Origin of the sequence: Streptomyces sp. NPDC000410 (genome assembly GCF_040300305.1) — a bacterium.
GTDB lineage: Bacteria > Actinomycetota > Actinomycetes > Streptomycetales > Streptomycetaceae > Streptomyces.
Genome location: NZ_JBEPDM010000011.1, coordinates 139781 through 153727 on the forward strand (window position 1 = coordinate 139781; position 13947 = coordinate 153727).

Sequence of the window (13947 nt, forward strand, 5' to 3'; positions counted from 1 at the left end):
ATGCGATCACGTGGGGAACTCGCCCAACCAGGCGCGGTTGAGGAGCTCGCTGGGGAGGTAGTCCGACTCGACCTCGATCGGGAAACCGGCGTCGTGCGCGAGGCACGCGATGGCGAGTGGTCCGAGAGCCAGATAGCCCTCGACGCTCCGTTCCCGCTCTTCCGTTGCGGTCCAGTACGTCTTGTGGAACTGCAAGGCCTCGAGGAGGGCTTGGTTGAAGCCTTCGTGGTCCTTGCGGAGGAATTGGTGGAAGAGGTTGACCGGCTGGTAGAGGATCTTCAGCACAAGCTCCATGTCCGCGACGTGGATGCTCGCCGGGTAGGAGGCGTCGATCGCCGCGACCAGTTTGTCGACCAGTCCCGGACGCTCCAGCCAATACGCCTGGAGGGCGTCGATCCAGAGGTATGCGAACTCGTCGTACTCCGTGCCCGAAGCACGCAACACATCGAGCGGAATCTCGCACAACTGTGTCATCCGGGCCTGCTCGCGGCACACGATCGCCAGCCAGAACGCCGTGACCCAATTGCCGGGATTGGAGTGCAGTCGCGGCCCTGTCGCCCGCAGGGTGCGCGTCTCGTCGGCGATACGGCACTCTACGGTGCCCTCTCCATGGCTGGCCACGGCGAACATCGCCGAACCCACCTGCATTGCCGTGACCACGGCCTCCCATGTCTCGAGGAGGGACGCATCGGGATTCACCGCCAGACGCGCTTGGGCATGGAGCGTCGCCTTGTCCAGAGCTCCGTCGAACATCTCGGGCGAGTCCTCCAGGAACGAGATCGTTCTCAGGAGCCCCTTGCCCAGGCTCTGGGCATATGCCTGGTCATCAGGCCCTGGGCCACCGTGCCGAGCCACGCTCAGTGCCACAAGACATCCCCGTTCTCGTCGAGTTCCCGAATATCGAGATCCCATAGCCTAGGTATTGTGTCGCGGCCAACTTGCCGACTCAGAATCACCTTCACGGTATGGCTGAAGGGGAGCCGAGGATTTTCGTCGTGACCGATTCGATGAACGCGGCAGCCTCGATCTCTGTGATCTTCACATGGTCGATGTCGTTGTGACCGAGGTTGTACAGCCTGAGATACTCGGTCGGCTCCCAGCGGAGATGCCGGGTGAAGGCTTCGTCATACGTCTGGTCCTCGTCGATTCGGCGCCGGACGATTCCGCGCGGATTTCGCCGGGGGTGGCTCTCGCTGATCTTCGCGTAGTACGTGATCTGGCCCTCGGCATCGAGTGCGTCGAGGGTGGCGGGGGCGAGCGTGAGGAAGGGTGTGGCGGAAGCGTTGCTCTCCACATTGCCGAGCCGGATCATCACCCCATTGAGGTCGAGATACTCCTCCAGGAAGTACCCGCCGCCCCGTTCGTACATGAGCAGAAGCGGTTCATAGGGGTCCGGCAGATCGGCAGGCAGGTCGTCATGACCGTCACGGAGCGCCGCCCACCTGACAGCGGCTCGGCAGGTCCGCTGCAGCGATGTCGGGGCCAGCCCGACCAGGACCTCTTCCACTTCGGCTGTGATTTCGGGAGATGCCTGGATCTCCGCATCGACGTGCTCCGCGATGTCGAAGAACGGCCAGGACTGCTCCGCGCCATAAGCCCGCGCCCACAGAGCCGCTCGTCGCAGGTATTCGCGCATGAGCAGAGCACGCGAATTGGAATGGTCGGAGGCCGCGAAATCGTCGCCCCAGTCAACGGCACGCAGTCGCTCCAAAACCCTGCGTGAAGACTTCTCGGTCACTTCAGGTTCACCCCCTTGGCTCGCAGTTCCTGCACAATATCCTTGACGAAGTCATCGATGTTGGACAAGTCAGAGGCTAGAACCGTCTTGGGGTGCCTGAGGCCGAGTTTCTGCCACTGCGTCCCGAAACCACCCCGTACAGGATTCGGTGCCAGGTCGTGCGCGCCAGCTGCGGACAGGCTCTTGGGAGACCTCCTGCCATCGAACTCGCCCTCGTCACTCCACCTCCACAGGCCCGTCGCGTCGTACAGGTACGGAAGGCCCCCCTTCATCAGTTGGCTCTCCACGTACTCGTGCGTCATCAGGTTTCTGAATTCCGTGATCTGGTTCGCGTTCAGCGTGCCCTTTCGGGCGCCGTCCCACAGGGCCGCGATGTCGTCGCGAGGCGTGAACAGACCACGCTTCCACTCCCCGGGCCGGATGACCACGTCATGCAGTTGCCTGATCATGTGGCTCTTCACTTGCCGGATGACGGCCTCGTTGACACCGGTGCTACGGGCCATCGCTGGGACATCGACATGGTTGGGCGTGGCCCGAAGCGAGTCGTACACGCCAGCCGCATACGCCGAGGGCTGCTGGACCCAACCAGCGCCTCCCCAACCGCTGTTGGATCCCTGGGTGTATGGGTTGCTCGTTTCGTCGACGGTGTCGTCGCCCAGATGCCTGGTACCGTCTGCAGCATCTGCCGATTCGCCTCCAAGACCCCCGACGTCATCAGACACTGACCTGATTTCGTCCGCCGCCGAGTCGGGGTTCTTGCCGACCACGGATGCCGCGTCGTCGACGCTGCGGGAGCTGATACCGATGGCGCCCGCGTCACGCGGTACCGGTACCTTCCCGAACAGTTCGGCCTGCTCTGCCTTGATCGCGACGAGCTCGTCCGGGGTGACTCCAGGCAGGCGTTCCTTCTCATACAGGACGTGGCCGTCCATCTTGGCCGCGAAGCTTTCCGCGGTGTGAAACTGCAACTCGAAGACCTGGCCGGTGATCGGGTCACGCCACGTCGAGTTGATGCCCTTGTAGCCGGGGGAATCCCAGGTGTTCTTGAACGTGACGTTCTCGAACCCCTTGGCCTGCAGGTCGTTGATCGCCTGTTGCACTCCACGGCCATAGCTGTGGCTTGGGACCTCCATCGTGTAGCGAATGGAGTCCTTGATGTCGCCGAGCACCTGGCCGGGGTCCATGCCGATGTCTTCCAGCATGTCCGTGGCGATCTTACGCTTAAGGGAGTCCTCGCCCTTGAGGCGGTACTCGAGGCCGATCAGCCGCCCGTCGGCCACCCGGTCGGTAATGGTCTGCATCGATTCGGTAATGCGGGGTTCCGCCTCAGCGGACCTGCGCATGAAGTCGTCTGCAGCGGAATTGGCCGCCCGGTCCAGAGCCAGGCCGTTCTCGCCTGCCCAGGAGCCGTCGGGGAGATTGCCACGCGGGCCGTCGGGCACAGTCGACTCCGCACCACCGAATCCGCCTTCGTGGGACTGAGGCGGGACGTCAGGTCCGGTAGCCCTGGGGGCCTGATCGCCTCCGCTGCTACTGGTGCCGTGCTGGACAGCATCCGGTTCATTGTGACTGCTGGCAGGCACGCTATCGGTGGGGCGGCCACCGGCGGGGGTGTTGTCCAGGCTGTTGATCGGGAAATGGTCGCTGACGTTGCCATGTCGGCCTGGCGAGTTGTGGTTGCTGTCGCCGTCGCGACCGTTGCTGGGCGCGCCGGCATCGGAAGTGGGTCCTCCGGAGTCGCCTGTATGCGCGGCTTCCGTCGCACCCTGCGTTCCACGGCCTGTTCCATTGGGAATGTTGCCAAGACCTGCTGGAGCCTTGTGGTCGCTGCGGGGCGGCAGGCCCGAACTGCCGTGGCCGCCGCCAACGGCGCCGACATCCACCGGGGTCCGATTCGTGGAGCGCGCGGCATCGTCCAGCGCCGCCCGGTCGGCGGCCGACAGCTCCCCAGGCGCCTTCCCTGCGGCGCTGCCGTCCGGCTTTGTGATGACGTATTCGCCGTTGACGGTGCGGAGGATGTCGCCGTTGGGCAGCCGGACAGTCGTCGCGTCCGCGCCTGTGAGGGCGGGTATGGACTTGCGCAGGCCCGCCGTGACCTCCGCGACCTTGGGAGCTGCCGCGCCCACCGCTTTGGCCGTGGCCGATATGGGGTCCAGTACCTCGCCGACCGTCGCCGTGGTCCGCGCGGCCTTGGCTCCGAGTCCGGCCTTGGCCGCGCTCCCTGCCTTGAGCGGGCCCGCTCCGAGCGTGAGGACGTTGAAGACGACTGTGGCCGAGGCGCGGGCCGGGTTTTCGTCCCACATGTCCCAGGCCACCAGGCCCTTGGCGAACTCCTTGGCGTGCTGACGGCTTTCCTGGATGTAGGGGTCGTCTCCCATGTCCCCGGCGTGCTCGTTGTGGGGATCCTTCAGGGTGTCCTGCGCTCCGAGGAGCACTCGCCCGAGGGCCTCCCACGTCTCACCGTCCTTGAGGGAGACGAGACCCTCGATGGATCCCCAGATGTTGTCGACGATCAGGCCGTCCCATATGAACTCCTTGACGTGGAGCTCGAAGTTGCCGGGCAGGACGGTGCGTTGGTCGATCGTGCCCCAGGGAAGCTCGGCGTCCTCCAGCATTTCTGCGGAGTAGCCGTACATGTCGGGCTTGTGGGAGCCGTCGTCGGTACGGAATCGGATGCAGCTGAAGAGCGAGTAGATCTTGTTGGCCGCTCTGCGCTCTGCGTCCCAGAACGCGATCTGCACGTCCTTGACGCCGTTGACGAGTTCGGCGTTCTTGTCGATCTTCTCCTGATCGCGCTGCCACTGGTCGAACCAGAGGTCGTTGCGTTTGACATCGGCGACGAACGCGTTGGCCTCTTGGCGCAGTTGCTCCAGCCTGGTCACCAGCGGACGGACTTCGTTCGCGTACTCGGAGAGCGTACGGGCCACGCTCTCCACGTCGGTGCCGAGGTTCTCGCCGGTCGTCTGGACGGGGGCCGTGGTGGCGAACAGCTGCTCGGCTTCGGGTGCCTCGTAGAACGACGCGAGCCCCTGGAAGCGGGTGTGGATGTCCGATCCGGTCGACCTGAATCCTGAGCCGTCGGCAGCCAGGGCCTGGTAGGTGGCTTCCAGCAGGTCGAGGTTGCCGGTGAAGTGGGGTATCTCCTCCGGCTTGATCACTTGGCAGCCTCGCCGCCGGCCCCGCCCGCACCGGTGACGCCAGGCAGGTTCAGTTCAGGGATGTCCGGAGCCTTGAGGGCTTCCTGCTGTGCCTGGAGGGCCATTTCGAGGTTGCCGACCTCATACGCGGCCAGCGCCAGCGCGGCGCCGTTGACGGATTTGCTCGCGCGGAGCTGCATGAACACGAGTTGCTCATGGCGGGCCAACGCGAACTGCATGAGCGCGTTGCCGACGAGGCCCGGGGTGCCGTCGCCGTCGGAGCCGTCCTGACTGAGCGTTCCGGCTTGCTTGGCGGCGTTCTCCAGATCCGTGGCGAATGCCGTCACTTGCGCGGGCAGCGAGCCGACAGCGACATCGGTCACCGCGAGCGTGCCCTTCACACCGCCGGACTGGATATCCCAACCCGTCATTTCCGTCCCCCCTTGTGATGAACTCGGTCGCCAGTTGACCGGCACCGACGTGTCAGCCGATGGCGTCGACGGCCGCCTTTGCTCTCGCCAACGTCGACTGAGCGGTCGCGTCGTTCCGCTCCAGCGTGCCGCGCACCAGCTGGATGATGTTGCGCACCTCGTTGGCGGCGTTGTTCCAGCGGACTTCCTTGCCGTGGTACTCCTCCGACACCCCGTCCGCCTGGAAGTCCGCCATCGCGGCCTTCACGGCACGGTCACGGTCCTCGAGTACCAGCTCCAGCCAGGCGATGATCCCCTGGAGTCCGCCCTGGACATCCACTGAAGCGCCGGTGTCGTAGCTGCGACGGTCCAGACTCGTCATGATCGTTCCCCCTATCGCCCGGAGAACCGGGCCGCGTCGAAGTTGGCCGAGGCCATCTGCTGGTTCGCGTTGTCCTCGGACTCCTGGTCACCGGTACCGAAAGCGACGTCCATCCCGGACTGGCCGCCCAGGATCGACTGCAGCGACCCGTTCAGGGCCGTGGTGATCTCGTCCGAGCGGTTCTTGAACGAGTCGAACGCGACCTTCCCCGTACCGTTGAACTTCCCCTCCAGCGGCTCCGCCGCCGCGATCAACAGCTGGATCAGCCCACCGAGATCATCGCTGGACCCCACCGTGCTGTTCGCCAGAGAGCCCAGCGTCGTACTGCCCATGTCGAACTTCATGTCCACCCCCGAGCGGTCTGCTGGATGACGCCTGCTGCGAGGCAGCAACACTCGCTCACAGCCTGAACGCCTGTCACTCCAGACACTTGATGACCGATCATATAGACCAACCACCCGTTGCAGTGGCGACGTTGCAGTCAAGGTATGACTGGAATCAGACCGGCGAGTTGACGGGTTGACAGGCCGCACTGCCGGCGTCGGACGGAGACCGACTCCAGCAGCTGACTGTCGGAGTCCTGGGCTGCCATGGCTATCTGTCACCTCATCTGTCACGTGCCGAGCGTCTGTCACGCACTGTCAGGGGCGTATCCCACTGCATGCGATCACGTGGGGAACTCACCCAGCCAGGCGCGGTTGAGGAGCTCGCTGGGGAGGTAGTCCGACTCGACCTCGATCGGGAAACCGGCGTCGTACGCGAGGCACGCGATGGCGAGTGGTCCGAGAGCCAGATAGCCCTCGACGCTCCGTTCCCGCTCTTCCGTTGCGGTCCAGTACGTCTTGTGGAACTGCAAGGCCTCGAGGAGGGCCTGGTTGAAGCCTTCGTGGTCCTTGCGGAGGAATTGGTGGAAGAGGTTGACCGGCTGGTAGAGGATGTGCAACACAAGCTCCATGTCCGCGACGTGGATGCTCGCCGGGTAAGAGGCGTCGATCGCCGCGACCAGCTTGTCGACCAGTCCCGGACGCTCCAGCCAATACGCCTGGAGGGCGTCGATCCAGAGGTATACGAACTCGTCGTACTCCGTGCCCGAAGCACGCAACACATCGAGCGGAATCTCGCACAACTGTGTCATCCGGGCCTGCTCGCGGCACACGATCGCCAGCCAGAACGCCGTGACCCAATTGCCGGGATCGGAGTGCAGTCGCGGCCCTGTCGCCCGCAGGGTGCGCGTCTCGTCGGCGATACGGCACTCTACGGTGCCCTCTCCATGGCTGGCCACGGCGAACATCGCCGAACCCACCTGCATTGCCGTGACCACGGCCTCCCATGTCTCGAGGAGGGACGCATCGGGATTCACCGCCAGACGCGCTTGGGCATGCATCGTGGCCTCGCCCAGAACGCTGTCAATCAGGCCCGGCGAGCGCTCCAAGGACGAGATCGTCTCGGCGAGCTCCTCGCCCAGTGCCTCGGCGTACGCCTCGTCGTCAGGCCCCGTGCCTCCGTGCCGAGCCACGCTCAGTGGCACAGGACATCCCCGTTCTCGTCGAGTTCCCGAATGTCGAACTTCTCCATCTCATAGCCACCGTACAGGCCGCCATCGGACCTCCCCTTAACCAGGATGTAGTCCACCTTTCCCTCCTTGAGAGCGGCCTCCAGAGCCTCGGCCAGCTCGCCCTCACTGGGGTGTTGCCTGCTTCGCACGTGCACCTCCCGCAGAATTCGAAGAAGTACTCCCTCGACCCCTGCATGGCCCTGCCGCCCTGGGGGAGCCGACGCGAGTCCAGTTCGGTCCTGACGTTGGCCTTGGCCTCGACGGCCACGTGTATTGCAACTAGCCGTTGCAGGTGCAACGTTGCGGTCTCGATTGGCTGAAACCAGACGTGGAGAGCCAGCTGACTGCACGGCCCAACTCGTGGTGCACTGCCGCACAACGGAGAGCAATGGCTTGTCGATCACAGAGTTCCCTGGAAGGCCGCGTCGACAACGACAGAAGAGGCGCGTCCGCCTCAGGCGCTCGAGGGCCGCCGCCGCAGGCGTGGCGATCAGCTTCGGCGAATTCTTCGGCTGCGATCCGACACCAGAACTCCGTCCGGTAGGACGGACAGAACCTCGGCGCCCAGCGGCCCCCGGCCTCCCGGCGCGCGGGAGCGGGCATTGGTGGAGGCCGGTCCTGTCGGGGCGGCCCCGTGCCGCTGCCCGAGGAACCGGCCGCCCGGACTACTCCGCCGAACCGTCCGTGACCAGGCCGGCGTTCACCGCCCGCTGCCAGAGCCCGAGGTGCCATTCGTTGCCGTCCTGCGGAGGCCGGGTCGTCAGGACCGGGTTCGGGCCCGTCTCGATCAGGTGCAGCAGCGTCCAGGCGACGCCGTAGCAGTCGTCCGGGCCGAAGCAGGCGACGAGCGCCGTCGCTTCCTCGGCCGTCACAGGCCTGGTGATCGCGAGGAGCTGCTCCGTGCGGCGCTCGATCTCGTCCTCGTGGGTGTCCCAGTCGGGGAGCGGGCCGTCAGCGACGAAACGCCTGTACTTCTGGTCTCATGCGTGCATGATCGGCCGCCCCGGCCGGTCGGTTCAAGCGCAGGGCCGCTCGGCACCATGCCTCTCATGCCTCTCCAGAGCACGGCCCGGCACAATGCCTCCATGAACCCGTCGACCGAGCAGCTCACCGCCCGCGCCCGGCAGCTCGCCAGGCCCGGGCAGCGGCGGGTCCTGGGGATCGCCGGCGCCCCGGGCGCGGGCAAGTCCACCCTCGCGGCGGAGCTCGTCGCGCGGCTCGGCGGGCTGGCCGTGCTCGTGCCCATGGACGGGTTCCACCTGGCCCAGGCCGAGCTGGACCGGCTCGGGCGGGCGCAGCGCAAAGGGGCGCCCGACACCTTCGACGCCAAGGGGTACGCGGCGCTGCTCGCCCGGCTGCGGGCGCCCGAGCCAGGGGTGACCGTATACGCGCCGACGTTCGACCGGGACCTGGAGGAGCCGGTCGCCGGGAGCATCCCCGTCGCCCCCGATGTCCCCCTCGTCGTGACCGAGGGCAACTACCTGCTGCACGACGATGGGCCCTGGGCGGGGATCGCCGCACTCCTCGACGAGGCGTGGTTCCTATGGCTCGACGACCGGCGGCGAGTTCCCCGGCTCGTCGACCGCCACATCCGCCACGGCAAGGAGAGGGCCCATGCCGAGCGCTGGGTCGAGCACTCCGACGAGGCCAACGCCCGGCTGGTGGCACGCGGCCGCGACAGGGCCCACCTCCTGGTGACGATGAGCTGAGGGCGCTCGCCCGACGGACTACGGCGCGACGGGCAGCTGCCGCTTGTGCTCCGTGAGCCGGTAGCGGCGGACGATCGTCTCGAAGGCCCGTTCGTCCACCGGCTTGCCCTCCAGGAAGTCGTCGATGTCGTCGTACGTCACCCCGAGCGCGTCCTCGTCGGCCTTGCCCGGGTCGAGGGTCTCCAGGTCGGCCGTCGGGGTCTTCCACACCAGCTCGGCGGGCGCGCCCAGCGCGTCCGCGACGGCGCGCACCCGGCGCTTGGTCAGGCCGGTCAGCGGGACCAGGTCGGCGGCGCCGTCGCCGAACTTGGTGAAGAAGCCGGAGACCGCCTCGGCGGCGTGGTCGGTGCCGACGACCAGGCCGTCGTGCGCCCCGGCCACCGCGTACTGGGCGATCATGCGCTGCCGGGCCTTGATGTTGCCGTGCACGAAGTCCTGGTGGTGGGCGTCGCGGAAGCCCAGGTCGGCGGCCAGCGAGGCCTCGAGCGCGGCGTCGCTCGCGGGCTTGATGTCCACGGTCAGCACCAGGTCGGCCCGGATGAAGGAGAGCGCGAGCTGGGCGTCGTGCTCGTCGGCCTGGACCCCGTAGGGCAGGCGCATCGCGTAGAACCGGGCCTCGTGCCCGGCGGCCCTGGCCCGCTCGACGGCGAGCTGGCACAGCCGGCCGGTGGTGGTGGAGTCGACGCCGCCGCTGATGCCGAGCACGAGGGAGCGCAGCCCGGTGGCGGTCAGCCGCTCGGCGAGGAAGGCCACCCGGCGCTCGATCTCCCGCTCGGCCTCGAAGGTCTCGGCGACCTGGAGTTCCCGGGCGATCTCCTGCTGAAGGGCGATGGACGCCGGCTCGCTCACGTCTGCTCCTTGTCCGTTCCACGATGGGGCGCTTCACGATGGGGTGTTTCACGATGTGCTGTCGCGCCCACCCTACTGAGGGGTGGCCGGCAGGTCATGGCCGGACGTCCCCGGGTCCACCGGGCCATGATCCGCCCGACGCCCCCTGGAGCCCCGCCGGTGGGTACGCTCGAAACCTGAGCACACACGAGGAGCGGGGGCTGAAGTGGGGCTGTTCCGGCGCGGACCGAAGCGTGACGGGGACGACGTACCCCGTGACGCCGAGTTCGCCTTCTTCTCGGAGCGGGAAAGCGCGCTCTTCCGCGGCCAGGTCCGGGAAGCCTTCGCCGAGCAAGGCCTGGAGGTCACCGTCTACGCCGATGTGGTCGCCGACAGCTCCGGGCGGCAGTTCGGACTCGGCAACCTCGCCGCGGTCTGCCACAACGACGACCGCGGCCCGCGCGTATGGCCCGACGTCATTCGCCAGCACGTGGGCATGGTGCTGCGCACCATGGACGCCCCGTCCGCGCTCGACACCCTCTCGCCCGAGCAGATCCGTGCGCAGCTCTACCCCCGGGTCATCGGCGTCGACGGTCTCGACACCACGACCTTCGGCTACGCCCGGACCCTCGCGCCCGGACTGTACGAGATCCTCGCGCTCGACCTCCCCGAGAGCGTGATGATGCTCTCCGACGAGGCCCTCGAACCGCTCGGGGACGTACCGGGACTGCGCGAGCGGGCCATGGACAACCTCCGCGCGCTGCCCGTCGAGGGCCACGAGACGATCATGGACACCGGAGGCATGACCTTCGAGGTGGTCGTCGGCAACTCCTTCTACACCGCGAGCCGGGTCCTCGCCCTCGACGCGCTCGTACGGCAGCTCACCGGGCAGCACATCACGGAGAACGGCGCGCTTGTCGCGCTGCCCTTCCGGCACCAGCTCGCCTTCCACGTCATCCGGGACGCCGGGGTGATCCCGAGCCTCAACGCCATGGCCGCGTTCGCCGCCTCCGGGTACGAGGACACCCCCGGTGCGATAACCCCGTACGTCTACTGGTGGCGCGCCGGGACGCTGACCCAGCTCAGCGACCGCGACGCGGACGGCGAGGGGCTGCGCATCGTCGTCGGTGAGGACTTCCAGGAGCTGCTCGAGCGCCTTGTCGAAGACGAGAGCTGACCGAGGAGGATCATCCATGACCAGCATGAGCGGTACGCCCGCGCCCTTCACCGCCGACGACTACCGCGCCCGCATGGAGCGCGCCGCCCGCTCCGCCGCCGAGGCGGGGCTCTCCGGGCTGCTCGTGGCCCCCGGCCCCGACCTGGTGTACCTCACCGGCTACCAGCCCGTGGCCACCGAGCGGCTCACCTTCCTCGTCCTCGCCGAGGGCCGGGACCCGGTCCTGGTGGTCCCCACCCTGGAGGCGCCCGACGCCGCGCACGCCGCCGGTGCGCCCGCGCTCACCCTGCGCGACTGGACCGACGGCCAGGACCCGTACGCCGTCACCGCACCGCTGCTCGACGGCAAGGGCCGCTTCGGGGTCAGTGACAACGCGTGGGCGATGCACCTCCTCGGCCTGCAGCGGCAGCTTCCGGACACGTCCTACGTGGCGCTCACCGAGGCCCTCCCGATGCTGCGCGCGGTGAAGGACGCGCGGGAGCTGGAACGGCTCGCGGCCGCGGGCGCCGCCGCCGACGAGGCGTACGACGAGATCCTGAAGGTCCGCTTCGCCGGGCGCCGGGAGAGCGACGTCGCCGCCGACCTCGCGAGCCTGCTGCTCCGCTTCGGGCACTCCCAGGTCGACTTCACCGTCGTCGGCTCCGGCCCGAACGGCGCCAACCCGCACCACGAGGCCGGCGACCGGACCATCGAGCGGGGGGACATGATCGTCCTCGACTTCGGCGGCCTGAAGCACGGATACGGCTCCGACACGAGCCGCACCGTCCACGTCGGCGAGCCGAGCGACGAGGAACAGCACGTCCACAACGTGGTACGCGCCGCCCAGCAGGCGGGATGCGACGCGGTGCGGCCCGGCGCCACCTGCCAGGACGTCGACCGGGCGGCCCGTAAGGTCATCGCCTCGGCCGGGTACGGCGAGTACTTCATCCACCGCACCGGGCACGGAATCGGGGTCACGACGCACGAGCCGCCGTACATGATCGAGGGCGAGGAGCAGCCGCTCGTCCCCGGCATGTGCTTTTCCGTCGAGCCCGGCATCTACCTGCCGGGCCGGTTCGGCGTCCGTATCGAGGACATCGTCACGGTCACGGAGAGCGGCGGGCGCCGCTTCAACAACACCCCGCGCGAGCTGGCGATCGTCGACTAGGGGTGTCCGGTGGATGATGCCGGGCTCGCGCCTGATCCACCGGACACCCCCCAGCGCGCACGGGTGCTCACCCGTCGGCCAGCACCGCGCACGACTCCGCCGGCAGCAGCAGACGGCCGTCCTCACCCGGCGGCCGTACGTCGCCCCACGCGGCGAGAACCCGCCCGCCCCGCCCGCCCAGGCCGATCGCGGCCGGGTCCTTCCCCAGATTGACCGCCACCCGCAGGTCCCCGCGCCGGAAGACGAACCAGCGCGCCTCCTCGTCGTACGCCACCCGCACCGCCGCCAGATCCGGATCGGCCAGGTCCGGCTGGCCCCGGCGCAGCGCGATCAGCTCGCGGTGCCAGGCCAGCAGCCGGGCGTGGGGGTCCCGCTCGCGCTCGCTCCGGTCCAGACAGGAGCGCTCCCGGGTCGCCGGGTCCTGCGGGTCGGGGATGTCCTCGGCCGCCCAGCCGTGCGCCGCGAACTCCCGCCGCCGGCCCTGCCGTACGGCCTCCGCGAGTTCCGGATCGGGGTGGTCGGTGAAGAACTGCCACGGCGTACGGGCGCCCCATTCCTCGCCCATGAACAGCATCGGCGTGAACGGCCCGGTCAGCACGAGCGCGGCGGCGCACGCCAGCAGCCCGGGGGGGAGGTGGGAGGAGAGCCGGTCGCCGAGCGCGCGGTTGCCGATCTGGTCATGGGTCTGGGCGTAGCCGAGGAAGCGGTGCGCGGGGGTGCGGGTGACGTCGACGGGCCGCCCGTGCGAACGGCCGCGGAACGTCGAGTACGTACCGTCGTGGAAGAAGACGTGGCCGAGGGTCTTGGCGAGCGCGGCGAGCGGGGCGCGGGCGAAGTCGGCGTAGTAGCCACGGGATTCACCGGTGAGGGCGGTGTGCAGGGCGTGGTGGAAGTCGTCGTTCCACTGCGCGTGCAGTCCGAGCCCGCCCTCCTCGCGGGGCCTCGTCGTCCGCGGATCGCACAGATCCGACTCCGCGATCAGGAACAGCGGCCTGCGGAGGTCCGCGGCGAGCGCGTCCACGGCCGTCGACAGTTCCTCCAGGAACGTCAGCGCCCGGCCGTCGGCGAGCGCGTGGACCGCGTCGAGCCGCAGCCCGTCCATGCGGTAGTCGCGCAGCCAGGACAGCGCGCTCTCGCGGAAGTACGCGCGGACCTCGTCGGAGCCGGGGGCGTCGAGATTGACGGCGGAGCCCCAGGGCGTGTGGTGGGTGTCCGTGAAGTACGGCCCGAAGGAGGGCAGATGGTTGCCGGATGGACCGAGGTGGTTGTGGACGACGTCCAGGACCACCCCGAGGCCGAGGCCGTGCGCGGTGTCGACGAAGCGTTTGAGCGCCTCGGGCCCGCCGTACGGCTCGTGCACCGCCCACGGTGACACGCCGTCGTACCCCCAGCCGTGCGTCCCCGGGAAGGGGCACACCGGCATCAGCTCCACATGGGTGATGCCCAGCTCCGCCAGCTCGCCCAGCCGCGCGGCCGCCGCGTCGAGCGTGCCCTCGTGCGTGTACGTGCCGACATGCAGCTCGTACAGGACGGCACCCGCGAGCCCGGGCCCCGGCCAGTCGTCGTGGCGCCAGACGTACGCGTCCGGGGAGACGGCCGCGCTCGGCCCGTCGGGACCGTCCGGCTGGCGGCGCGAGCGCGGATCGGGCAACAGGGGCCCGTCGTCGAGGAGGAAGCCGTACCGCGCCCCGTCGTCCGCCGAGGCCTCGGTCCGCCACCAGCCCGCCAGCACCCCGTCGGGCCGCATCTCCCGCCGCGCACCCTCCAGCCACAGCTCGACCCGGTCCTGCGCGTGCGGTGCCCACACCTCGAACAGCACTGGCGATCCCCTGTCGTGTCGACGGCACTCAGCAGTACTCGCACC

Annotated in this window: 14 protein-coding genes; 3 read left to right on the plus strand and 11 right to left on the minus strand. The window is 68.4% G+C overall.

Going from position 1 to position 13947, the window contains the following annotated elements:
- Positions 1–6: 6 nt before the first annotated feature.
- The 9 genes from ABT342_RS15465 to ABT342_RS15505 all read right to left on the minus strand — a co-directional run bounded on the left by ABT342_RS15465 (position 7) and on the right by ABT342_RS15505 (position 8094).
- Complete coding sequence (locus ABT342_RS15465; protein WP_351572750.1) at positions 7–867, minus strand: immunity 49 family protein; 861 nt, start codon at positions 865–867, stop codon at positions 7–9.
- 91 nt (positions 868–958) lie between these two features.
- Complete coding sequence (locus ABT342_RS15470; RefSeq protein WP_351572753.1) at positions 959–1738, minus strand: hypothetical protein; 780 nt, start codon at positions 1736–1738, stop codon at positions 959–961.
- The gene (locus ABT342_RS15475) at positions 1735–4896 is read right to left on the minus strand and encodes a hypothetical protein (protein ID WP_351572756.1); all 3162 of its coding nucleotides are present in this window, start codon (positions 4894–4896) and stop codon (positions 1735–1737) included. Before ABT342_RS15475 ends, ABT342_RS15470 begins: the two co-directional genes overlap by 4 nt.
- Complete coding sequence (locus tag ABT342_RS15480; protein WP_351572759.1) at positions 4893–5306, minus strand: DUF6507 family protein; 414 nt, start codon at positions 5304–5306, stop codon at positions 4893–4895. Before ABT342_RS15480 ends, ABT342_RS15475 begins: the two co-directional genes overlap by 4 nt.
- A gap of 52 nt (positions 5307–5358) precedes the next feature.
- Positions 5359–5667 (minus strand): pore-forming ESAT-6 family protein, encoded by a 309-nt coding sequence (locus tag ABT342_RS15485; RefSeq protein ID WP_351572762.1) that lies wholly within the window; start codon positions 5665–5667, stop codon positions 5359–5361.
- Positions 5668–5678: 11 nt separating this feature from the next.
- Complete coding sequence (locus ABT342_RS15490; RefSeq protein ID WP_351572765.1) at positions 5679–6011, minus strand: hypothetical protein; 333 nt, start codon at positions 6009–6011, stop codon at positions 5679–5681.
- A gap of 323 nt (positions 6012–6334) precedes the next feature.
- Positions 6335–7183: an immunity 49 family protein gene (locus tag ABT342_RS15495; RefSeq protein WP_351572767.1), complete on the minus strand. Its 849-nt coding sequence runs from the start codon at positions 7181–7183 to the stop codon at positions 6335–6337.
- A 2-nt stretch (positions 7184–7185) separates the two neighbouring features.
- On the minus strand, positions 7186–7371 hold the full coding sequence (locus ABT342_RS15500) for a hypothetical protein (RefSeq protein WP_351572770.1): 186 nt from the start codon (positions 7369–7371) through the stop codon (positions 7186–7188).
- A 516-nt stretch (positions 7372–7887) separates the two neighbouring features.
- The gene (locus ABT342_RS15505) at positions 7888–8094 is read right to left on the minus strand and encodes a hypothetical protein (RefSeq protein ID WP_351572773.1); all 207 of its coding nucleotides are present in this window, start codon (positions 8092–8094) and stop codon (positions 7888–7890) included.
- A gap of 213 nt (positions 8095–8307) precedes the next feature.
- Between ABT342_RS15505 and ABT342_RS15510 the strand changes: the two genes are divergently transcribed.
- Entirely contained in the window at positions 8308–8931 is a 624-nt protein-coding gene (locus ABT342_RS15510; protein WP_351572831.1) for a nucleoside/nucleotide kinase family protein, read from the plus strand.
- A gap of 18 nt (positions 8932–8949) precedes the next feature.
- On the opposite strand, the gene nadE is transcribed toward ABT342_RS15510, so the two are convergent.
- Positions 8950–9780: an NAD(+) synthase gene (nadE, locus tag ABT342_RS15515; protein WP_351572776.1), complete on the minus strand. Its 831-nt coding sequence runs from the start codon at positions 9778–9780 to the stop codon at positions 8950–8952.
- A gap of 205 nt (positions 9781–9985) precedes the next feature.
- Here nadE and ABT342_RS15520 point away from each other — a divergent pair, with 205 nt between their 5' ends.
- Both ABT342_RS15520 and ABT342_RS15525 read left to right on the plus strand, forming a co-directional pair.
- Entirely contained in the window at positions 9986–10936 is a 951-nt protein-coding gene (locus ABT342_RS15520) for a DUF1444 domain-containing protein (RefSeq protein ID WP_351572779.1), read from the plus strand.
- 25 nt (positions 10937–10961) lie between these two features.
- Entirely contained in the window at positions 10962–12083 is a 1122-nt protein-coding gene (locus tag ABT342_RS15525) for a M24 family metallopeptidase (RefSeq protein WP_351572834.1), read from the plus strand.
- Between the two features lie 67 nt (positions 12084–12150).
- Here the strand turns inward: ABT342_RS15525 and treZ are convergent, their stop codons facing one another.
- Positions 12151–13902: a malto-oligosyltrehalose trehalohydrolase gene (gene treZ, locus ABT342_RS15530; RefSeq protein ID WP_351572782.1), complete on the minus strand. Its 1752-nt coding sequence runs from the start codon at positions 13900–13902 to the stop codon at positions 12151–12153.
- Positions 13903–13947: the final 45 nt, after the last annotated feature.

What these genes read in the sequence shown, in the direction of transcription:
- ABT342_RS15480 (WP_351572759.1), bottom strand. Translation starts at nt 5,306, where the DNA reads ATGACGGGTTGGGATATCCAGTCCGGCGGTGTGAAGGGCACGCTCGCG.
- ABT342_RS15485 (WP_351572762.1), bottom strand. Translation starts at nt 5,667, where the DNA reads ATGACGAGTCTGGACCGTCGCAGCTACGACACCGGCGCTTCAGTGGAT.
- ABT342_RS15490 (WP_351572765.1), bottom strand. Translation starts at nt 6,011, where the DNA reads ATGAAGTTCGACATGGGCAGTACGACGCTGGGCTCTCTGGCGAACAGC.
- ABT342_RS15510 (WP_351572831.1), top strand. Translation starts at nt 8,308, where the DNA reads ATGAACCCGTCGACCGAGCAGCTCACCGCCCGCGCCCGGCAGCTCGCC.
- ABT342_RS15525 (WP_351572834.1), top strand. Translation starts at nt 10,962, where the DNA reads ATGAGCGGTACGCCCGCGCCCTTCACCGCCGACGACTACCGCGCCCGC.